Genomic DNA, 22,022 nt, shown 5'->3' with positions numbered 1-22,022 from the left:
GCAGCCTCGAAATTGGCGGGCGTGGCGACAATCAGGTTGTTCCTCGCCCCACGTAAGTGGGGAGAGGTGGCTCGGCGAAGCCGAGACGGAGAGGGGAGCGCCCTACGAAAGCCCCCGCTCCGGCCGCTTCGCGGCCACCTCTCCCCCGCTTTGCGGGGGCGAGGAACCCAGGACAATGAAGGACAGCGCCAGTGTCCTTCGCTTCAGAAAAACAAAAACCCGGCAATCAAAAAGGTCGGAATCAGCACAAGGCCGGACCACATCATATAGCCGAAGAAACCCGGCATCTTGAAGCCGCGATGCCTGGCGATGGCGAAGACCATGAAGTTGGGCGCGTTGCCGATATAGGTGTTGGCGCCCATGAACACGGCGCCGGCCGAGATCGCCGCAAGCGTCGAGGCGGCCTCCGTCATCAGGTGCCGCGCATCGCCTCCGGCGAGCTCGAAGAACACCAGATAGGTCGGTGCGTTGTCGAGGAAGGAAGACAGCGCCCCGGTCAGCCAGAAATAGGCCAGATCGTTGGGCTGGCCGTCAGCGGAGGTGACAAGCGACACCAGCGGCGCCAGCGCGCCGTCATGGCCGGCCCGCAGGATGGCGATGACCGGCACGATGCAGATGAAGATGCCGGCAAACAATTTCGCCACCTCGGCGATCGGCCCCCAGGTGAAGCCGTTGGCCTCTCGGTGGCTCTTGTACGAGACCTTCAGCGACAGGAAGGCCAGCACCAGGATGACGGCGTCGCGCACCAGGTTCTGCAACTCGAGGCCGACGCCGAAAATCGGGATGCTGGCGCCCGGCTTCCAGCTCGCCGAAAGCAGGATCGCGCCGATCACGCCGGCGAGCAGCGGCAGGTTGGCGAGCCCGCGCAGGCGCACCTTTGTATCAGGCGTCGGGTCCTTGATCTTCGGCATGCCGGCCTCGCGGCGATGCAGGACCAGATCGATCGCCAGGAACACCGCCAGCACCAGCCCGCCGACAAAAAGCGTGTCCGGCAGGATGTGCACTGTCGTCCAAAAGAAATCCACGCCGCGCAGGAAGCCGACGAACAGCGGCGGGTCGCCGAGCGGCGTCAGCGAGCCGCCGATGTTGGAGACCAGGAAGATGAAGAAAATCACCACATGGGCGTTGAACGGCCGGTTGTCGTTGGCGCGCAGCATCGGCCGGATCAGGATCATCGAGGCGCCGGTCGTGCCGATGACCGAGGCAAGCAGCGCGCCGATGAGCAGCAGGCCGGCATTGGTGAGCGGCGTGCCATGGATGTTGCCGGCAAGCAGGATGCCGCCCGAGATGGTGTAGAGCGCGAACAACAGGATGATGAAGGACAGATATTCGGTGAGCAGCGTGTGCAGCACGGCCTCGCCTGCCGTCGGAATGCCGAAAGCGACGGCCAGCGGGACCACTGCCAGCGCCGCCCAGCCGGCGGCGATCTTGCCGTAATGATGTTCCCACAGGTGATGAAAGAGCAGCGGTCCGGTCGCGATCGACAGCAGCAGGCCGGCAAAGGGCAGTCCCCACCACAGCGACATCGCTGCGCCGGGCAGTTCGTGCATTTCGGCGGCGTAAGCCTGTGCTGGGAATAGTAGCAACACGGCAAGTGAAGCGAATGAGAAAAACCCCTTCGTCCGGCCGCCGCGCGCCTTCCCCTTCTCCCCTTGTGGGAGAAGGTGGATCGGCGCGTAGCGCCGAGACGGATGAGGGGTGTTCCAGCGGAGTGAGGCGCCGACGTTCCCTGGAGCACCCCTCATCCGTCGCCTTCGGCGACACCTTCTCCCATAAGGGGAGAAGGGGGAGCCCGCAATCCGGGTGAGGGGGGCCTTCCCCACGGTCCGGTCAATCCGCCGAGTGGTCTTCGAGCGTCACGCCGGCTTCGCGCATGCGCTTCAGCATCGCCTCGACCGAGCCGTTGAGGTCGATGCCGCGGCAGGCGTCGAGCCGGACCGTCGTCTTGAAACCCTGCTTCACCGCGTCGAGTGCGGAAAAGGCAACGCAGAAATCGGTAGCGAGCCCGACCAGCGTGATCGTGTCGATGCCGCGCTCCTTCAGGTAGCCGCCAAGGCCGGTTGGCGTCGCGTGGTCGTTCTCGAAGAACGCCGAATAGGAGTCGATCGCTGTGCGGAACCCCTTGCGGATCACCAGCTCGGCCTTGGTCCAGGCAAGCCCGGAATGGAAATCGGAACCGAGGCTGCCCTGGATGCAATGGTCCGGCCACAAGGTCTGCGGCCCATAGGGCATGTCTATGGTTTCGAAGGGCTGTTTGCCCGGATGGCTGGAGGCGAAGCTCGAATGACCGGCCGGGTGCCAGTCCTGCGTCAGGATCACGTGGTCGGTCCGCCGGATCAGGTCGTTGACCAAAGGCACGATCTCGTCGCCGCCGGCCACCGCCAGCGCGCCGCCTGGACAAAAATCGTTCTGCAGGTCGATGACGATCAGCGCTTCGTCGGCCATGCGGCTTCCTCTCGTTTGGGCCCCTTCGTATCGGGTTGAGGCTCCAGTCCAAAGCCGCTGACGCGACCGGACACGGAACCTTGACCAGATGGGCGGCGGCGTCAACCTCCGGCACCATAACAATCGCGTTCAGGTCTTTGCCGCGCCAACTCCGGCTTTGACAATTCCGACCGGCCTGATATCATTTGCATACGAATGAATTTGACCGGTCTGAATACCGGCGGAAAGTCCCAGGGCAAGGCGCTTTGGGCGGGCCAATCGGGGACGGCTCGTTTCTGGGAAGGTTCTGGAAGGCAGAGCGTGATCCGTTACGCGAAACCCACCACGGTCGACGAGGCGCTCGCTTTGCTTGGCGAGGACCGCTGGCGGATACTCGCCGGCGGCACGGATTTCTATCCGGCGCAGGGCGCAAAACCCTTCCGCGACAACATCCTCGACATCAACGGTCTCGCCGAACTGCGCGGCATCGAAGAGACCGACGAATACTGGCGGATCGGCGCCCGAACGACGTGGACCGACATCGTGCGCCTGCCGCTCCCGCCCGCCTTCGACGCGCTGAAATCGGCCGCGCGCGAAGTCGGCTCGGTCCAGATCCAAAACGTCGCCTCGATTGCCGGCAATCTCTGCAACGCCTCGCCCGCCGCCGACGGCGTGCCGGCGCTGCTTGCGCTCGACGCCGATGTCGAATTGCGCACGGCGAACGCCACCCGTCATCTGCCGCTCGACGCGTTCATCCTCGGCAATCGCCGCACGGCGCTGCAGCCGGGCGAGATGGTCACCGCCATCCGCGTGCCGAAGCGTTCCGCGGTCGGCACCTCGGCCTTCGTCAAGCTCGGCGCCCGTCGCTATCTCGTCATCTCGATCGCCATGGCGGCGGCGCGGCTTGTGGTCGAGAATGGCGTCGTCGCCGAAGCGGCGATCGCGGTCGGTTCCTGCTCTGCGGTCGCCCGCCGCCTCGCCGGCGTCGAGGCGGTCCTGCGCGGGCGTCCGATCGACGAGGCGCTTCCCGATGCGGTGCTGTCGGCGCCATTCGATGAATTGTCGCCGATCGCCGATGTGCGCGGCAGCGCCGAGTATCGGGAGCAAGCGGCGCGGGAGATCGTCGCCCGTGCCGTGCGGTCTGCAATTGGCCTCGACCAGGGCAAGGTGGCCGCATGAGCATGGTCCGACACGGCATGGCCCAGTCCGGCATGGCCCAGTCCGGCATCGAGCGCGCCGACATTGCTTTCGAGGTCAACGGCGCCGCCGTCCGGGTTTCCGTGCCGCCGGTGCGGCGCCTGTCGCAGGTTTTGCGCGACGAGTTGCGGCTGACCGGCACCAAGGTCGGCTGCGACGCCGGCGATTGCGGCGCCTGCACGGTGCTGGTCGATGGCGATCCGGTCTGCGCCTGCCTTGTACCGGCGGCGTCCGTCACTGGCGCTTCCGTGACCACTGTCGAAGGTCTTGCCAATGGCAGGCTTTCGGCGCTGCAGGCCTCCTTCCTCGAACATGGCGCCGCGCAATGCGGCATCTGCACGCCCGGCCTGCTGGTCGCGGCCACCGCGCTTTTGGAGCGCAACCCGACACCCAGCGAGGCAGAGACGCAGGATGCGCTGGGCGGCGTGCTCTGCCGCTGCACCGGCTACCGGAAGATCGTCGCTGCGGTGATGCAAGCCTCGCGGCACATGAACGGCATAGACCTTCGCCTGCCGGACGTGGGCCGCGCGGTCGGCGCTTCGCCGATCCGGCTCGATGGCGTGCCGAAGGTCACCGGCGACGAGAAGTTCGGCGGCGATTCCTTCCCGGCCGACGCGCTGTCTGTGCTGGTAGTCCGCTCGCAGCATTATCATGCCGGCTTCAGCTTCGGCGATCTCGATTCCTGGGTCAAAGCGCATCCCGGCATCGCCGGTGTTTTCACCGCCGCAGATATTCCCGGCAGGAACTGCTTCGGCGTTATCGGTCCCTTTGCCGACCAGCCGGCGCTGGCCGAAGGCTTTGTCCGCCTGCGCGGCGAGGCTGTGGCGCTGGTGGCGGGCGAGCGTGAGGCGATCCTCGATCTCGACCTGACGGATTTTCCGATCGCCTGGACCGAGCTGCCGCATGTGCTGCAGCCGCGTGAGGCGAAGGCCGAAGGTGCTGCGCGGATCCACAGCCACCGACCTGCGAACCTGCTCACCTCCGGCTATGTCGAACGCGGCGATCCGGAACGAGCGCTCGCCGGCGCGACGGTCACGGCATCCGGCGCCATCGAAACCTCTTTCGTCGAGCACGCCTATATCGAGCCGGAAGCCGGCTACGCTTACATGGATGGCGATACGCTGGTCGTCGTTGCCTGCACGCAAGCGCCCTATATGGACCGCGACGACACCGCCAAGGTGCTTGGGCTTGCCGTCGACAAGGTCCGCATCGTGCCGACCGCGACCGGCGGCGGCTTCGGCTCGAAGCTTGATGTCTCGCTGCAGCCGCTGATCGGCCTTGTCGCGATGAAGACGGGTCGGCCGGCGGCGCTTGCCTACACCCGCAATGAATCGATGATGTCGACCACCAAGCGCCATCCTGCCGAGATGAAGGCGACCATCGGCGCTGATGCCGAGGGCCGCATCACCGGCATGGTCTTCGAGGGCGATTTCAACACCGGCGCTTATGCCAGCTGGGGGCCGACCGTCGCGAACCGCGTTCCGGTGCATGCCTCCGGCCCCTATGCCACGCCGAACTATCGCGCCACCGGCTACGCCATCCACACCAACGGCCCGATCGCCGGCGCGTTCCGAGGCTTCGGTGTGCCGCAGGCCACCATCATGCAGGAAACGCTCTATGACGAGCTCGCCGGCAAGCTCGGTATGGACCGTCTGGATTTTCGGCTGAAGAACTGCCTGCGCGACGGCTGCGAGACGGTCACCGGCCAGCGCCTGGAATCCGGCGTCGGCATCGGCGAATGCCTGGAGCAGCTTCAGCCGCATTGGGCGCGTGCGCTGGCGGAGGCAGAAGCCTTCAACGCCACCAACACTACGAGCAAGTGCGGCGTCGGCGTTGCCTCCTGCTGGTATGGCTGCGGTAACACCTCGCTGCCCAATCCCTCGACCATCAAGGTCGGCATCTCGGCCTCCGGCGAGGTGATCCTGCATCAGGGCGCGGTCGATATCGGCCAGGGCTCCAACACCGTTATCACCCAGATCTGCGCCGACGCGCTCGGGCTGCCGCTGGACAAGTTCAAGCTGAAGAGCGCCGACACCGCCATCACGCCCGACGCCGGCAAAACATCCGCCTCGCGCCAGACTTTTGTAACGGGCAAGGCGGCGGAGAAAGCGGGCCGCGCCTTGCGCGAAAAAATCCTGCGCTTCGCCAACGTCTCGGAACAGGCGACGATTGCGCTCGACGGCGCGAACCTTTCCATCCGCGAAGGCGATGCCGCGCGGTGCATCGATCTGTCCGAGTTGAAGGTCGATGCCGACGGCATGGTGTTCGTCGCCCAAGAAACCTACGACCCCCCGACGCTGCCGCTGGACGCCAAGGGCCAGGGCAAGCCTTACGCGGTCTATGGCTATGGCGCGCAGATTGCCGAGCTCGAAGTCGATCTGAAGCTCGGCACCGTAAAGCTGATCAAGATCACCGCCGCGCATGATGTCGGCAAGGCGATCAATCCAGTGCTGGTCGAAGGCCAGATCGAGGGCGGCATCGCGCAGGGCATCGGCATGGCGCTGATGGAGGAATACATCCCCGGCCGCACCGAGAATTTGCACGACTACCTCATCCCGACGATCGGCGACGTGCCGCCGGTCGAGCACATATTGGTCGAGGTTCCGGATCCGGAAGGACCCTTCGGCGCCAAGGGCCTGGGCGAGCATGTGCTGATCCCCACCGCGCCGGCGATCCTCAACGCCATCCGCCACGCCACCGGCGTCCTGGTCACCAAGGTGCCGGCGACGCCGAGCCGCATCCTGGCGGCGATCCGCGAGAAGGAGGCGCGCCGATGAGCGAGCTTGCCGAACGTTTCGAAACTCACGATCCCGGCGAGAAGCAGGTGGCGGAGAAGATCCGCTGCGATGCCTGCCCGGTCATGTGCTACATCGCCGACGGTCGCACCGGCGCCTGCGATCGCTACGGCAATGTCGGCGGCCGCATCGTGCGCATGGATCCGCTGACCATCCTCGACCATGCCGCCGAGACGGGCGGCGCGGTCGTGCCTTTCGTTGCCGAGGGCGAGGCCTGGAACGGCGAGCTGGTCAACACCGGAAGGCGCTTCGTCACCGCGATCGGCGCCGGAACCACCTATCCGGACTACAAGCCGGCGCCCTTCATCGTCAGCCAGGAGGTCGAGGGCGTCGATCTCGTCACCGTCGTCACCGAAGGGATATTCTCCTACTGCGGCGTCAAGGTGAAGATCGATACCGACCGCCATATCGGCGACGAGACGGCAATCGTGCGCTCGCAAGGCGAGGCGATCGGCCATGTCACCACAGGCGAATACGGCTCGCAGATGCTGTCGCTAGGCGGCGTCCATCATTTGACCGGCGGCTCCAAGCAGGAAGGCCGCGCCACTTGCGACGCGCTGCTCAACCTCTGCAACCGCAAGCCGGTCGAGCTCACCATCGACGGCGGCGCCACGGTGATCGTCGAAGCCGGCAAACCGCCGGTCATCGACGGCAAGATCGAGCACCGCATGCGCGTCGGCTGCGGCTCGGCCACCATCGGCATGTTCGCCACGCAATGGCGCGGGCTGGTCGACGAGGTGGTGGTGGTCGACGACCACATCACCGGCGTAGTCTCGGAGCATCAGGCCGGCAAGGTGCTGGGCTGGGAAGACACCGGCATAAAGATCATCGGCCGCCGTTCGACGCCCGGCCGCTATTTCAAGGTTTCGGAACCCGGCCTCGGCTGGGGCGGCACGACGATTTCCGACCCGCTGTCGATCCTCGGCGACTGGAACGCCAAGAAGGGCGCGCGTCCCGGCCTGTCACTGCTGATGGTGTCGACCACCGGCGAGCAGTTCGCATACTATGAGCTCGACGAGCAGTTGAAGCCGGTCCAAAAACCGTTTCCGGAGCGGCTGCAGAAGTCCGTCGGCCTGATCGAGGACAATTGCGAGCCGGCGCTCTGCACCGTTCTCTTCATCGGCGGCGCCGGCGGCTCGCTGCGCGCCGGCGTCACCGAAAACCCGGTCAACCTCACCCGCTCGGTACAAGGCCTGAAGACCTATGTCACGGTGGGCGGCGCGCCGGTCTATGTCTGGCCGGGCGGCGGCATCACGCTGATGGTCGACGTCACCCGCGTTCCGGAAGGCGCCTTTGGCTATGTGCCGACGCCGGCGCTGGTCGCGCCGATCGAGTTCACCATGCGCCGCGACGATTATGTCCGGCTGGGCGGCTATGAGAATGAGATACGCAGCGTCGAGGATATCCTCGCCAAGGGCGGCGAGTATCTCAACCCGCGCCGCGGCACCGGCGCGCCGGTCAACAACCCCTGGCCGCCGCTGGCGCAGCTGCGGCGCGCGGCGGCGAACGGTGCCGGCTGATGAACGGCCCGCAGGCGCATTGGCTTGCCGACGGCCGGCGGCTCCATCTCAACCATGGGCCGATCGACCTCATCGTCGAGGCCTTCGGCTCTGACGACGAGCGCCGCGCCGCCTACGAGCAGGCGGTCTCGCGCTTCCAGACGATCCTGATCGAGCTGGTCGAGGAGCTGCCCGAGTTGCGCCTGCCAGCCTTCTTCCTGGCGCCGCGCGATTTCGCCGGCCCGACGGCGCGCCGCATGGAAGCAGCCGTCATGCCATTGGCGGAATGCTTCATCACGCCGATGGCCGCCGTTGCCGGTTCGGTAGCCGACGAAATTCTTGCCGCGATGCTCGCCGGCCGGCGGCTTGACCGCGCTTATGTCAACAATGGCGGCGATTGCGCCATCTATCTCGGCAGGGATCAGTCGATGACGGTGGCGATTGCCGGCACCGGCAATGGCATGGCCGATCGCGTCGGCATCCGCGCCGAGGATGGTGTGCGCGGTGTTGCCACCAGCGGCTGGCGCGGCCGCTCGTTTTCGTTCGGCATCGCCGATGCCGTCACCGTTCTCGCGCCGACCGGCGCCGAGGCCGATGCGGCGGCGACGCTGATTGCCAACGCCGTCGACCTGCCCGGTCACCCTGCCATCGCGCGCGTTCCGGCGCGCGACCTGGCGCCCGACAGCGATCTCGGAGAGCAACTGGTGACGCAGAGCGTCGGCGCGCTTTCACCGGGCGACATTGCCCGGGCGCTGGACAAGGGCCTCGCCGTCGCCGAAGATTTTCGCCGGCGCGGCCTGGTCGCGGCCTCGGCGCTGTTTCTGGCGGGTGAGGCCCGCATCAGCGGCGCGATAGCGCTCGCCGCGCCCAACAAGCATGCACAGGAGGAATTTGCCGATGCCTGAGTTTCCGATCCGCAAGGTCGCGGTGCTGACCGAGGAGATTTTCCACGACGGCGGCCCCGTGGCGAAAGAGCCCCGCCTTCGTGCGGCGGCTCTCGCAGTGGTCAAGAACCCTTTCGCCGGCCGTTATGTGGAAGAGCTGCAGGGCGCGATGGAAGACTTGAAGCCGCTGGGCCTCCTGCTTTCCGACAGGCTGATTGCCGCGCTCGGCGGCGACGTGAAGAAGATCGACGGCTACGGCAAGGGCGCCATCGTCGGCACCGCCGGAGAGCTGGAACACGGCGCGCTTTGGCACGTGCCTGGCGGCTACGCCATGCGCGAGCGGCTCGGCGACGCCAAGGCCATCGTGCCGTCGGCCAAGAAGGTCGGCGCCTTCGGCTCGAGGCTCGACGTGCCGCTTGGCCACATCAACGCGGCCTATGTGCGCAGCCATTTCGACGCCATGGAGGTCGGCATCAGCGACGGCCCGCGTCCCGACGAGATCCTGTTCTGCCTCGCCATGACCTGCGGCCCGCGTGTCCACAATCGCATGGGCGGGCTGGCGGCCGAGGACATCAAGGCATGGGATGGCCTCAGATGAGCGGCGAGGACAATCTGCTGCGGCTGGTCGAGGCCGAGGACGGCGACGAGAACAACTACCATTTGCAGGACCAGGTCGGCTTCATCCTGCGCAAGGCGCATCAGCGCCATGTCTCGATCTTCGCCTCGCATATCGGCGACCTGACACCGCCGCAATTCGCCGCTCTGGCCAAGCTCTACGACATCGGCGAGACCTCGCAGAACCAGTTGGGAACGCTGATCGCCATGGACGCGGCCACTGTGAAAGGCGTCATCGACCGGCTGAAAGCGCGGGGTCTCGTCGAGGTATCCAAGCATGAAGTCGACAAAAGGCGCCTGCTGGTCAATTTGACGCCGGAAGGCCGCGAGGCGATCGAACGGCTGATTCCGCTCGCCCGCACCATCACAGAGGAAACGCTGGCGCCGCTGACGGCCAAAGAGGCGGCGACGTTTTTGCGGCTGCTGGCGAAGCTGGCGTAGCCCTCCAACTTCGTCATTCCAGGGCGGAGCAGGAGCGAAGCTCCGTCGCGAAGACCCTGGAATCCATGCCGTTACCTCAGCCGAAGAAGCAGCGGAGCAGAATTCTGCACCGTGGGCGGCGCCTCTTCGCAACGGCATGGATTCTATGGTCTGCGCGCGTCGCTTCGCTCCTTGCTACGCCATAGAATGACGACGCGATGCACGTTGCGGCCAATATCGAAAGCCGGCGCAAGCATGATCGCCAGCGCGCCGCCTACAAATCCACGCCGAACATCTCCCTGGCCTGCTCGGCCGTATAGTAGCCCAGCCTGACATCCTCGGCGACCAACCGCGCGTCCCGCTCGCGCGGATCGCCATAGCCGCCGCCGCCCGGCGTGCCGACGCGCACGCGGTCGCCGGCCTTGAGCGCTATGTCCTGTTCTTTGGAAAGATGCGGCGGCACATGCGCTTCGCCGCCCCGGAACACAGTCACGCTGTTCGGCGCGCCGTCCTTGCCGCCGAGCGCGCCCTGCGGCCCGAAGCGGCCGTGATCCATGACGAAGGACGCGCGTGCCTCGCCGCGCAGGATCTCGACCTCGTAGGCGAGCCCAAAGCCGCCGCGATGTTTGCCGGCGCCGCCCGAGCCTTCGCGCAGCGCATAGTGCCGGTAAAGCACCGGAAAAGCCTGCTCCATGATCTCGACCGGCGGCGACTTCGAGATGCCGATGGTCGAGCAGCCATTGCTCAAGCCGTCATGGCCGGCATTGCCGCCATAGCCGCCGCCGGAGATCTGGTACATGACATAGTCACGGCCACGCGCCGGATCGTTGCCGCCGAGCGCGAAATTGCCGCTGGAGCCGGCGGGCGCCGCCGTCACCTTCTCAGGCAATGCCTGGACCATCGCGGCGAAGACGGCTTCCGCGATGCGCTGCGAGACCTCCGCCGCGCAGCCCGACACGGGCCGAGGATATTTGGCGTCGAGGAACGTGCCCTCCGGCCGCTTGACGTTCAGCGGTTCGAAGGCGCCGGCGCTGATCGGCACCTCCGGGAAAATATGGCGCATGGCGAGATAGACCGACGACAAGGTGGTAGCCAGCACGCTGTTCATCGGCCCGGCGCAGGGTTTCGACGAGCCAACGAAATCGAAGGTCAGCGTATCGCCTTTCTTCTCGACGGCGAGATTGATGGTCAGCGGCTCGTTCACCACCCCGTCGGAATCGACAAAAGCCTGTGAGCGATAGATACCGTCGGGGATGACGGCGATCGAGGCGCGCATCTGCTCGGCGGCGCGGCGCTGCAGTTCCGCAATCGCCTCGACGACGGTTTCGTCACCGTAACGATCGAGGATTTCGTTGAGCCTGTCCTGGCCGATCAGCAGCGCCGCGGCCTGCGCCCGGATGTCGCCGATCCGCTGGTCGGCAACGCGGATGTTCGAGCAGATGATGGCGTAGATCTCCGGATCGAGCACGCCCTTCTTGAACAGCTTCACCGGCGGCAGCCGCAGGCCCTCCTGCTCGACCGCGGTGGCAGAAGCGGAAAAGCCGCCCGGAACGGAACCGCCGATGTCCGGCCAGTGGCCGGTGTTGGACAGCCAGCAAAAGATCTTGCCGCTCCGATAGACAGGCATGACGAAGCGCACATCCATCAGATGCGTGCCGCCGAGATAAGGGTCGTTGACGATGTAGATGTCGCCCGGCTCCGGCGCCAGGCAGCGTCCGTCGGCGATCATCTCGATCACCGTTCTTGTCGAATATTGCATCACGCCGACGAACACCGGCAGGCCCTGGCTGCCTTGCGCGATCAGCGAGCCGTCGACCGCCGAATAGATGCCGTCCGAGCGGTCATTGGCTTCGGCGATGACTGGCGAGAAGGCGGCGCGGGAGAAGGTCAGGTCCATCTCGTCGCAGACCTGCTGCAGAGCCGCCTGCAGCACCGAAAGCGTGATCGTGTCGAGCTTTGCCATCTCAAGCCTCGCCGATGTCGATGATGATGTTGCCGTCCGCGTCCGAGCGCGCCTGGTCGCCGGGTTCGAGCACCGTGGTGGCGTCCATCTGTTCCAGGATCGCCGGTCCTTCGATCACGGCGTCGAGCGGCAGCTTTTCGCGGGCATAGACCGGCGTGTCGTGCCAGGTGCCGTGATACCAGACCGGGCGGATCTCGCGCCGCGCCTCCTCGAGCGTCGCCGCGCGGCCCGCGGGGTCGATCAGCCGCGACAAATCGATCTGCGGCCGCACGCCGGTAACCGAGGTGTTGAGGTTGACGAGATTGGCGCGGATTTCCGGCAGCTCGACCTTGAAGCGGGCGAAATAGGCTTTCTCGAACAATTGCTGCAGCGTTTCTCGTGAAACCGAGGACGACGGCAGCGGCACATTGATGATATGCGTCTGGCCGACGAACTGCATGTCGGCGGAATGCGTGACGCGGATCGCGTCTGGCTTCACCGCTTCCTTGGCGATCAGCGCCTCGCCTTCGTTACGGTGCCGTTCCAACACCTCACGAAGTGCAGCCTCGTCGAGCAGCTTCACCGGCTGGTTGATCGTGTTGACGAAGTCGTGCCGCAGATCCGCGACGACGCAGCCGAGCGCATTGGTGATGCCGGGGCGCGCGGGCACCAGCACGCGCGGCAGGCCGAGCTCCCGGGCAAGCGCCGTCGCATGCAGCGGCCCGGCGCCGCCAAAGGCGAACAGCGCGAAATCGCGCGGGTCGTGACCGCGCGAGACCGACACCATGCGGATCGCGCCGGCCATCTTCATGTTGCCGAGCCGCAGAACGGCGCCCGCGGCTTCTACGCCGGAGAGCCCGGTGCGCTTGCCGATCTTGGCCTCGAAAATGCCGGTGACGCGCTCGACGGTGACCGGGTTGTCGACCGCGAGCAGCTTCTTCGGCGCCAGGCGGCCGAGCACCAGATTGGCGTCGGTGATGGTCGGCTCCTCGCCGCCGCGCCCGTAGCAGATCGGGCCGGGATTGGCGCCGGCGCTTTCCGGGCCGATCTGGATCAGCCCGGCCGCGTCGACGCGCGCGATCGAGCCGCCGCCGGCGCCGACGGTATGCACCGCCACCATCGGCACATGGATCGGCATCGCATATTCGATCTCGATCTCGTTGGAGACAGCCGGCTCGGCATTGCGGATCAGCGCCACGTCGGTCGAGGTGCCGCCCATGTCGTAGGTGACGAGATTGCCGAAGCCGCCGCGCTTGCCCGTGTAGGCGGCGGCGATGACGCCGGAAGCCGGGCCGGACATCACGGTCTTGGCCGATTCCAGCGTGACGAAACGCGCCGAGATCATGCCGCCATTGCCGTTCATGATCAGGAAGTCGCGGGCATAGCCCTTTGCCGCCAGCTCCTTGCGCAGCCGTTCGACATAACGCTCTAGGATCGGCTGCACCGAGGCGTTGACGGCGGCCGTCACGCCGCGCTCGAACTCGCGCGCTTCCGAAAGCAGCGCATGCCCGGTGGTGATGTGGCCGTTCGGCCAAAGCTCCGCCGCGATTTCGGCGGCGCGCCGCTCATGCGTCGGGTTGGCATAGGAGTGCAGGAAGTGGATGACGAGGGATTCGCAGCCGGCGTCGAGCAGCTTCTTCACCGCATCGCGCATCTCGGCTTCGTCGAGTTGAATACGCACCGCGCCCGAAGCCTCGACCCGTTCCGACACTTCGAGCCGAAGGTCGCGGGGAATGACGGGGACAAAAGTGCCGGTCATGCCATAGGCTTGCGGCCTGGTGCGGCGGCCAAGCTCGATCACGTCGCGAAAGCCGCGCGTGGTGATCATGCCGGTCCGCGCCAGCCGGCGTTCCAGCACGGCGTTGGTCGTGGTCGTCGTGCCGTGCACGATCAGGTCGATGCCGTCGATCGGAAAGCCCGTCGCGCCAAGCGCGGCGACCACGCCGAAGGCCTGGTTTTCGACGGTCGTCGGCGTCTTGGCGATATGGACCCTGCCGCCTGCTTTGCCGTCGATCAAAAGCAGGTCGGTGAAGGTTCCGCCGACGTCGATCCCTGCTACGACGCTTCCCGCGGACGCCGAAAATTTCTCAATCATTGCCGAAACCCGAAATAGCAGGACTACGGATATGCCTTGGTTTGGAAAGGCATTTTACGTCGCCATCTTGACCTCAAGATCATTTGTATACTAATAAGTTTCCGACACAAGAGCTTACCGCTTGGCAATGTGCAGCGGGCACGTCGGGACCTGATCGTTCGGACGCGCAGGAGAAAGTTTGGCGCCCAGTGCGTTTGTCTGGGCCGGAAAGTTGGGTTTGATGAACACGACATCCGCGTTGAACACCGCCGGCGCAAGGCCGCTGCAGTTCCCGATTCCGGCCAATGTCTATGCCGAGACCGTGGTGTCGGTGAAGCATTACACCGACCGGCTGTTCTCGTTCCGCATCACCCGCCCGCAGTCGCTGCGCTTCCGCTCCGGCGAGTTCGTCATGATCGGCCTGCCCAATGCCGAGAAGCCGATCTTCCGCGCCTACTCGGTCGCCAGCCCCGCCTGGGACGACGAGCTGGAATTCTTCTCGATCAAGGTCCCGGACGGCCCGCTTACCTCCGAGCTGCAGAAGATCCAGGTCGGCGACACCGTCATCATGCGCCAGAAGGCGACCGGCACGCTGGTGCTCGACGCGCTGACGCCCGCCAAGCGCGTGTTCATGATCTCGACCGGCACCGGCATTGCGCCTTTCGCCAGCCTGCTGCGCGATCCCGACACCTATGAGAAGTTCGACCAGGTGATCCTCACCCACACCTGCCGCGACATTGCCGAGCTGACTTATGGCCAGGAACTGGTGGCGGCGCTCGAAAGCGATCCTCTGATCGGCGAGCTGACCGCCGGCCGCGTCACGCTCTACAATTCGACGACGCGCGAGGAATCGGCGCGCATGGGCCGCATCACCGCGCTGATCGGCTCCGGAAAATTCTATTCCGATCTCGGCATCGACAAGCTCAACCCCCAGACCGACCGCATCATGATCTGCGGCTCGATGCACATGCTGAAGGACGTCAAGGAACTCGCCGAGAGCCTCGGCTTCCAGGAAGGTTCCTTGAGCCACCCGGCCAGCTTCGTCGTCGAGCGCGCCTTCGTCGGCTAAGGCATCGCGGCGGCTACAGAAATCTGCGCCATCGCGCTCTGCGGCTGAGGTCACGGAATGGATACTCGGGTCAAGCCCGAGTATCACGAAGGGATGGGCGTTTCGGCCAATCTCCAACGCCGGGAGCGTTCACTCGGCGTCTTGCTTTGACCATACGGTCAAAAATCTACTGCCTCGGCTGCCTTTTTCCGCTATGAGCCTTTGAAAGACTCGTGAAGCATCGCTTCACGGGCTATCTTTGTGCGTGTCGCCCAAAAGTGTTGAGCGGTTTTGGGAAAACGACACGCACCAGGAAAAGCGGCGTAAGCAGCTGAATGAAAGGGCAGGAGATGAGCACGATCCGCGAAGCAGGCGCTGGCGCGTCCAAGGTGATGCCGCTGCCGGCGCGCGCCGCCGCCAACACGCCGCTGCCGCTGGAACACGGCATTGCCCGCAACCCCGGCATGAAGCTCGATCTCGGCTTTCTGGAATCGGTGCGCAGCGTCAACCGTTCGGCGCTGGAGCGTCGCGTCGCGACGCTGACCAAGCGGCGCTCGATCAAGGCCGACAACCAGGCCGCCTGGCTGCTGCGGGCCATCGCCTGCATGGACCTCACCACGCTGAATTCCAATGACACGGACGAGCGCGTGCGCCGGCTCTGCGCCAAGGCGATCAATCCGCTGCGCCGCGACATCGTCGAGGGTCTCGGCATCTCGGGCGAAACCATCCGTCCGGCGGCGGTCTGCGTCTATCATCCCTTTGTCGCCACCGCGGTCGATGCCCTGCGCGGCACAGGCATTCACGTCGCCGCGGTTTCCACCGCCTTCCCGCACGGGCTTGCGCCGCTGTCGACCCGCCTGCAGGAGATCGAGGCCTCGGTGAAGGACGGCGCCGACGAGATCGACGTCGTCATTCCGCGCGGCCTGGTCTACGGCGCCAAATGGCGCGAGCTGTTCAACGAGATCGTCGCCATGCGCGCAGCCTGCGGCGAAGCGCATCTGAAAGTCATCCTCGGCACCGGCGATCTCGCCACTTTGCGCAATGTCATGCTTGCCTCCATGGTCGCGATGATGGCGGGCGCCGATTTCATCAAGACCTCCACCGGTAAGGAGAGCGTCAACGCCACGCTCCCCGTCGGCCTCACCATGGTGCGCGCCATCCGCGCCTATTTCGAGGAGACCGGCTATCTCATCGGCTTCAAGCCGGCCGGCGGCATTTCCACCGCCAAGGTCGCGCTCGACTGGCTGGTGCTGATGAAGGAGGAGCTCGGCCGGCCGTGGCTGGAGCCGGACCTGTTCCGCTTCGGCGCGTCGAGCCTGCTCACCGACATCGAACGCCAGCTCGAGCATCATTTGACCGGCCATTACTCGGCCAACCATCGCCACGCGATGGCGTAGGCTCCCACCCTCCCCCTTGTGGGGAGGGTCGCCGCGCAGCGGCGGGGTGGGGGTCGTAAAACCAAAATAGCCTATCCAATGAACCGAACCATCAACCGTTTACCCCCACCCCGATCGGCTTTGCCGATCGACCCTCCCCACAAGGGGGAGGGTAAAGGAGGCGCCCCATGAACATCCTCGAACGCTATCACGCCATGGAATACGGTCCGGCGCCGGAAGCCCGCAACGAGGCGGATGCCTGGCTCGCCGGACGCGATTTCTCCAAGGCGCTGTTCATCGACGGCGCCTGGAAAGCGGCGGCCAGCGGCAGGACGTTTGAGACCAGCGAGCCATCCTCCGGCAAGCTGCTGGGCAAAGTTGCGGATGCCGGCGCCGCCGACATCGATGTCGCGGTCCAGGCAGCCGCCAAGGCGCTGCCCAAATGGAGCGCCAGTTCGGGCTACGCCCGCGCAAAAGTCCTCTACGCCATCGGCCGCGCCATGCAGCGTCACCAGCGCCTGTTCGCCGTTCTGGAATCGATCGACAATGGCAAGCCGATCCGCGAAAGCCGCGACATCGACGTGCCGCTGGCAATCCGCCATTTCATCCATCATGCCGGCTGGGCGCAGACGCTCGAGAAGGATTTTCCCGACCACAAGCCGGTCGGCGTCGTCGGCCAGGTCATCCCGTGGAATTTCCCGCTGCTGATGCTGGCCTGGAAGATCGCGCCGGCGCTGGCTGCCGGATGCACGGTGGTGTTGAAGCCCGCCGAATTCACGCCGCTCACCGCTATCCTGTTCGCAGAGATCTGCGAGCGTGCCGGCGTGCCGAAGGGCGTCGTCAACATCGTCCAGGGCGGACCTGAGGCGGGCGCGGCCATCGTCAATCATCCCGGCGTGCAGAAGATCGCCTTCACAGGCTCGTCCGAAGTCGGCAAGATCATCCGCAAGGCGACTGCCGGGTCGGGCAAGAAACTGTCGCTGGAGCTCGGCGGCAAGTCGGCCTTCATCGTCTTCGAGGATGCCGATCTCGACAGCGCCGTTGAAGGCCTGGTCGACGGCATCTGGTTCAATCAGGGCCAGGTCTGCTGCGCCGGCTCGCGCCTCCTTGTGCAGGAGGGCATCGCCGAGGCCTTCATCGCCAAGGTCAAGGTCAGGATGAGCCGGCTGCGCGTCGGCAGCCCGCTCGACAAGAACACCGATATCGGCCCGCTGGTCGACCGCACCCAGCTCGACCGCGTCAAGGGCTTGATCGCCGAGGGCGCGAAACAGGGCGCCGTCTGCTGGCAGCCGGACGCCGCTTTGCCGTCCTCCGGCTACTATCATCTCCCGACGCTGGCGACCTCTGTTTCGCCGGCTAACATTCTCGCGCAGGAAGAGGTGTTCGGCCCGGTGCTGGCGACCATGACCTTCCGCAACACCGAGGAAGCGATCGAGCTTGCCAACAACACGCGCTACGGCCTTGCCGCTTCCGTGTGGAGCGAGAACGTCAATCTGGCCCTGCATGTCGCGCCGCAGTTGAAGGCCGGCGTGGTGTGGGTCAACGGCACCAACATGTTCGACGCCGCCTGCGGCTTCGGCGGCTATCGCGAAAGCGGCTTCGGCCGTGAAGGTGGCCGCGAAGGCATGTTCGAATATCTGGCGGCAAAGCTTCCCATTGGCCCGGCCATCAAGCCGTCGGCCCCCGGGTCCGCCCAGCCGGTCGAACAGGCCGACGGCACGGCCATCGACCGCACCGCAAAGCTGTTCATCGGCGGCAAGCAGGTGCGGCCGGACGGCAACTATTCCCTGGCCGTCGCCACCGCCAAGGGTAAGCTTGCCGGCGAAGTCGGTCTCGGCAACCGCAAGGATATCCGCGATGCCGTGGCTGCAGCCCGCGCCTGCAAGGCATGGCCGGATGCGACCGCCTATAACCGCAGCCAAGTGCTCTACTATTTCGCCGAGAACCTTTCGGGCCGCGCCGACGAGTTCGCCGCGCGCCTTGTTCAGCTGACCGGCGTTACAGCCAAGGCTGCGCGCGCGGAGGTCGAGCAGTCGATCGAGCGGCTGTTCCTCTATGCCGGCCTCGCCGACAAGTTCGAGGGCCGCGTCCATCAGCCGCCGGCCCGCGTCGTGACGCTTGCGCTGCATGAGCCGGTCGGCGTCGTCGGCATCGTCGCGCCGGACAACCAGCCGCTGCTCAACTTCATCTCGCTGGTCGCCCCGGCGCTCGCCATGGGCAACACGGTGGTCGCGGTTCCGTCGGAGCGGCATCCGCTTTTGGCCACCGACCTCTACCAGGTGATCGAATATTCCGACTTGCCTGCCGGCGCCATCAACATCGTCACCGGCCGCAGCGCCGAGCTCGCCGGTGTGCTGGCCAAGCATGACGATGTCGACGGGCTCTGGCTGTTCGCCGATGCCGACACCTGCGCCAAGGCGGAGGCCGATTCCATCGGCAACCTCAAGCGCGTCTGGACCGGCAATGGCCGCATGCTCGATTGGACGTCGAGCGAGGCGGCCGGCGAGCCCTTCCTGCGCCGCGCCATCGAGGTCAAGAACGTCTGGGTGCCCTACGGCGACTGAGGCGTCCCGCCGAGGCGCGCCGGGCCACGGAGCCAGTTCAGCCGCTGTCGCGAAGGTGATCGCCTTCGGGCTTGACGCTCGTCCGCGTGTTCTTTAACGAGAAAAAACATCTTTATCTGTGAAGCAGAGGCTGACCGCACGACGCCGGCTGTCTGGTACACGACGCCGGGCCGGCCATCGATTAGAGGCGGACGCTCCAGGCAGGCGAGGAGAAGAACATGGCGGATCTGGCGGGCAAGGTTGTTGTGGTCACTGCCGCGGCGCAAGGCATCGGACGGGCAAGCGCGCTGGCCTTCGCCAAGGCAGGCGCGAGCGTTCACGCCACCGATATCAACGAGCCGTTGCTGGCGGAGTTGGGCAAAACCCCCGGCATTACGACGCGAAAACTCGATGTGCTGAACGACGCGGCCGTCGCTTCTGCCTTCGCCGAGATCGGCCGGGTCGATGTGCTGTTCAATTGCGCCGGCTTCGTCCATGGCGGCTCCATTCTGGAGATGAAGGACGAGGATCTCGACTTCGCGCTCAACCTCAATGTCCGTTCGATGATCCGCACCATCCGCGCGGTGCTGCCAGGCATGCTGGAGCGCGGCGACGGCTCGATCATCAACATGGCCTCGCTGGCAAGCTCGCAGAAGGGCGTGCCGAACCGCTTCGTCTACGGCCTGACCAAGGCGGCCGTGGTCGGCCTGACCAAAGCGGTCGCCGCTGATTATGTCGCCAAGGGCATTCGCTGCAACGCCATCTGCCCGGGCACGGTCGAAAGCCCGTCGTTGCAGGACCGCATGCATGCGCAGGGCGACTATGAGGCAGCGCGAGCGGCCTTCATCGCCCGCCAGCCCATGGGCAGGCTCGGCACGCCTGAGGAGATCGCCGATCTCGCCGTTTATCTGGCCGGCGCCACCTACACGTCGGGTCAGGCCTACAACATCGACGGCGGCTGGTCGATCTGACGAAAGGCTGGGATGTCGGCGAGGCGGTCGGATCGAAACGTCTGAAAATCTCGACGATTTGGTCGGCATCGCAGCGGGCTCGCTTGCCGCCGGTATGGTCGGCGACTACGGTCCGCTGGCTTTGACGGGAATTTGTGAAAACGGCCGCTGGCCGCAAGGTGGAGAAGGTTGAGATGAAGTTGTTGCGCTATGGCGAAGCTGGCAGCGAGAAGCCCGGCCTGCTCGATGCGGATGGGAACATCCGCGACCTTTCCGCATATGTCGCTGATATCGCCGGCACGGCGCTTCATCCGGCCTCGCTGGAGATGCTCTCCAAGCTCGATCCCAAGACGCTGCCGGTGGTCTCCGGCAAGCCGCGCCTGGGCGCCTGCGTCGCCGGCACGGGCAAGTTCATTTGCATCGGCCTCAACTATTCCGATCACGCCGCCGAGACTGGCGCCACGGTGCCGCCGGAGCCGATCATCTTCATGAAGGCAAGCTCGGCGATCGTCGGGCCGGATGACGACGTGCTGATCCCGCGCGGGTCGGAAAAGACCGACTGGGAAGTCGAGCTCGCCGTCATCATCGGCAAGACGGCGAAATATGTCTCGGAGGATGACGCGCTGGATTGTGTCGCCGGCTACGCCGTCGCGCACGATGTGTCGGAGCGCGCCTTCCAGGCCGAGCGCCAGGGCCAGTGGACCAAGGGCAAATCCTGCGACACCTTCGGCCCGACCGGCCCGTGGCTGGTCACCAAGGACGAGGTCGCCGATCCGCAGAATCTCAAGATGTGGCTGACCGTCAATGGCAAGACCATGCAGAACGGCTCGACCAAGACCATGGTCTATGGCGTGAAGTATCTGGTGTCATACCTCAGCCAGTTCATGTCGCTGCATCCCGGCGACATCATCTCCACCGGCACTCCGCCCGGCGTCGGGCTGGGCATGAAGCCGCCGGTGTTCCTGAAGGCCGGCGACGTGGTGGAGCTCGGCATCGAAGGGCTCGGCCAGCAGAAGCAGACTTTTAAGGCGGACGAGTAAGCGCAGACTTACCTTCTCCCCTTGTGGGAGAAGGTGGATCGGCGCGCAGCGCCGAGACGGATGAGGGGTGCTCCAGCGGAGTGCGACCTTGAAGATTGAAGGAAACGGTGCGCTTACTTCTGCCGCGTCGCGATCCTTCCAACACCCCTCATCCGGCCGCTTCGCGGCCACCTTCTCCCACAAGGGGAGAAGGGAGCGCTGGCGCTTACCTCAGCACCTTCCCATCCGCCCCGAACCGGTACGTCTTCGCCGCATCCGGCGTCGCGTAGAGCACTGAACCCGGCTCGGCATTGTAGACGCCGAAGATGCGCACCGTGATCAGCCCGGCCTTCTCGCAGTCGAGATAGAGGTTGGTGTCGGCGCCGAGATGCTCGGCATGCACCACCGTGCCCCTCCAGGCGCCCGAATTGGCGTCGACCGTCAGATGCTCCGGCCGCACGCCGATGGTCTTCGCCGTTTCGCCCAGCCGCGCCCCGTCGATGAAGTTCATCTTCGGCGAGCCGATGAAACCGGCGACGAATTCGTTGGCCGGGGCATTGTAGAGCTCCATCGGGCTGCCGATCTGCTCGATGCGGCCGGCGTTGAGTACGACGATCTTGTCGGCCAGCGTCATCGCCTCGACCTGGTCGTGGGTGACATAGATCATTGTCGCCTTCAGCCGCCGGTGCAGCTGCGCGATCTCAAGCCTTGTGTTGACACGCAACGCCGCGTCGAGATTCGACAGCGGCTCGTCGAACAGAAACAGTTTCGGCTCGCGCACCACGGCGCGGCCGATGGCGACGCGTTGGCGCTGGCCGCCGGACAGCTCCGCCGGCCGGCGCTCGAGATAGGGCTCGAGCGACAGCATGGCGGAAGCGATCTTGATGCGGCGCTCGATCTCGGCGGCCGGCGTGCCGGCCTGCTTCAAGCCCAGCGCCATGTTGTTCTTCACCGTCAGATGCGGGTAGAGCGCGTAGGTCTGGAACACCATGGCAATGCCGCGTTTGGCCGGCGGCGTGACCGAGACATCGGCGCTGTCGATCAGCACGCGGCCGGAGGTCGAATCCTCCAGCCCGGCGATGACGCGCAGCAGCGTCGACTTCCCGCAGCCGGACGGGCCGACGAAGACGACGAACTCGCCGTCCGTCACCTCGAGGTCGATGCCCTTCAGCACCTCGACCGGCCCGAAAGCCTTCTTCACATTCTCGATCTTCAGCGAGCCCACGGCTTCGTTCC

Annotated in this window: 16 protein-coding genes; 11 read left to right on the top strand and 5 right to left on the bottom strand. The window is 65.6% G+C overall.

The window, feature by feature from the left end:
* Positions 1-203: 203 nt before the first annotated feature.
* On the bottom strand, positions 204-1,550 hold the full coding sequence (locus EJ069_RS22710; RefSeq protein ID WP_126063212.1) for a sodium:proton antiporter: 1,347 nt from the start codon (positions 1,548-1,550) through the stop codon (positions 204-206).
* 280 nt (positions 1,551-1,830) lie between these two features.
* Positions 1,831-2,445, bottom strand: a complete 615-nt coding sequence (gene pncA, locus EJ069_RS22705; protein WP_126063211.1) for a bifunctional nicotinamidase/pyrazinamidase — start codon at positions 2,443-2,445, stop codon at positions 1,831-1,833.
* A 300-nt stretch (positions 2,446-2,745) separates the two neighbouring features.
* On the opposite strand from pncA, the gene EJ069_RS22700 reads away from it, so the two are divergent.
* The 6 genes from EJ069_RS22700 to EJ069_RS22675 are packed head-to-tail and all read left to right on the top strand — an operon-like array spanning position 2,746 to position 9,855.
* On the top strand, positions 2,746-3,603 hold the full coding sequence (locus tag EJ069_RS22700; protein ID WP_126063210.1) for a xanthine dehydrogenase family protein subunit M: 858 nt from the start codon (positions 2,746-2,748) through the stop codon (positions 3,601-3,603).
* Positions 3,600-6,398 carry a molybdopterin-dependent oxidoreductase gene (locus tag EJ069_RS22695; RefSeq protein WP_126063209.1) on the top strand — a complete coding sequence of 933 codons (2,799 nt, stop codon included), beginning with the start codon at positions 3,600-3,602 and terminating at the stop codon, positions 6,396-6,398. Before EJ069_RS22700 ends, EJ069_RS22695 begins: the two co-directional genes overlap by 4 nt.
* Complete coding sequence (locus tag EJ069_RS22690) at positions 6,395-7,936, top strand: 6-hydroxynicotinate reductase (protein WP_126063208.1); 1,542 nt, start codon at positions 6,395-6,397, stop codon at positions 7,934-7,936. The genes EJ069_RS22695 and EJ069_RS22690 overlap by 4 nt, the downstream gene beginning before the upstream one ends.
* A complete protein-coding gene (locus EJ069_RS22685; RefSeq protein WP_126063207.1) occupies positions 7,936-8,820 on the top strand; it encodes a UPF0280 family protein in 885 nt (294 codons plus the stop codon). The genes EJ069_RS22690 and EJ069_RS22685 overlap by 1 nt, the downstream gene beginning before the upstream one ends.
* Positions 8,813-9,397 carry an amino acid synthesis family protein gene (locus tag EJ069_RS22680; protein WP_126063206.1) on the top strand — a complete coding sequence of 195 codons (585 nt, stop codon included), beginning with the start codon at positions 8,813-8,815 and terminating at the stop codon, positions 9,395-9,397. The genes EJ069_RS22685 and EJ069_RS22680 overlap by 8 nt, the downstream gene beginning before the upstream one ends.
* Positions 9,394-9,855 (top strand): MarR family transcriptional regulator, encoded by a 462-nt coding sequence (locus EJ069_RS22675; protein WP_095820801.1) that lies wholly within the window; start codon positions 9,394-9,396, stop codon positions 9,853-9,855. The genes EJ069_RS22680 and EJ069_RS22675 overlap by 4 nt, the downstream gene beginning before the upstream one ends.
* Before the next feature lie 253 nt (positions 9,856-10,108).
* Here EJ069_RS22675 and EJ069_RS22670 read toward each other — a convergent pair whose 3' ends face one another.
* Both EJ069_RS22670 and EJ069_RS22665 read right to left on the bottom strand, forming a co-directional pair.
* Positions 10,109-11,797: a hydantoinase B/oxoprolinase family protein gene (locus EJ069_RS22670; RefSeq protein ID WP_126063205.1), complete on the bottom strand. Its 1,689-nt coding sequence runs from the start codon at positions 11,795-11,797 to the stop codon at positions 10,109-10,111.
* A gap of 1 nt (position 11,798) precedes the next feature.
* Entirely contained in the window at positions 11,799-13,871 is a 2,073-nt protein-coding gene (locus tag EJ069_RS22665) for a hydantoinase/oxoprolinase family protein (protein ID WP_126063204.1), read from the bottom strand.
* Between the two features lie 220 nt (positions 13,872-14,091).
* Between EJ069_RS22665 and EJ069_RS22660 the strand changes: the two genes are divergently transcribed.
* The 5 genes from EJ069_RS22660 (at position 14,092) to EJ069_RS22640 (ending at position 20,807) form a co-directional block, all read left to right on the top strand.
* Positions 14,092-14,919 (top strand): ferredoxin--NADP reductase, encoded by an 828-nt coding sequence (locus EJ069_RS22660; RefSeq protein ID WP_126063203.1) that lies wholly within the window; start codon positions 14,092-14,094, stop codon positions 14,917-14,919.
* Positions 14,920-15,248: 329 nt separating this feature from the next.
* Entirely contained in the window at positions 15,249-16,295 is a 1,047-nt protein-coding gene (gene deoC, locus EJ069_RS22655; RefSeq protein WP_126063202.1) for a deoxyribose-phosphate aldolase, read from the top strand.
* A 167-nt stretch (positions 16,296-16,462) separates the two neighbouring features.
* Complete coding sequence (locus EJ069_RS22650; protein ID WP_126063201.1) at positions 16,463-18,838, top strand: aldehyde dehydrogenase family protein; 2,376 nt, start codon at positions 16,463-16,465, stop codon at positions 18,836-18,838.
* A gap of 218 nt (positions 18,839-19,056) precedes the next feature.
* Positions 19,057-19,788 (top strand): SDR family oxidoreductase, encoded by a 732-nt coding sequence (locus EJ069_RS22645; RefSeq protein WP_126063200.1) that lies wholly within the window; start codon positions 19,057-19,059, stop codon positions 19,786-19,788.
* A 173-nt stretch (positions 19,789-19,961) separates the two neighbouring features.
* On the top strand, positions 19,962-20,807 hold the full coding sequence (locus tag EJ069_RS22640; protein ID WP_126063199.1) for a fumarylacetoacetate hydrolase family protein: 846 nt from the start codon (positions 19,962-19,964) through the stop codon (positions 20,805-20,807).
* Between the two features lie 205 nt (positions 20,808-21,012).
* Here the strand turns inward: EJ069_RS22640 and EJ069_RS22635 are convergent, their stop codons facing one another.
* Complete coding sequence (locus EJ069_RS22635) at positions 21,013-22,011, bottom strand: ABC transporter ATP-binding protein (RefSeq protein WP_126063198.1); 999 nt, start codon at positions 22,009-22,011, stop codon at positions 21,013-21,015.
* Between the last annotated feature and the right edge of the window lie 11 nt (positions 22,012-22,022).

The organism is Mesorhizobium sp. M2A.F.Ca.ET.043.05.1.1 (assembly GCF_003952445.1).
Taxonomy (GTDB): Bacteria; Pseudomonadota; Alphaproteobacteria; order Rhizobiales; family Rhizobiaceae; genus Mesorhizobium.
Note: the sequence above shows the minus strand (reverse complement) of the source record. Positions and strands in the feature narration are given on the sequence as shown.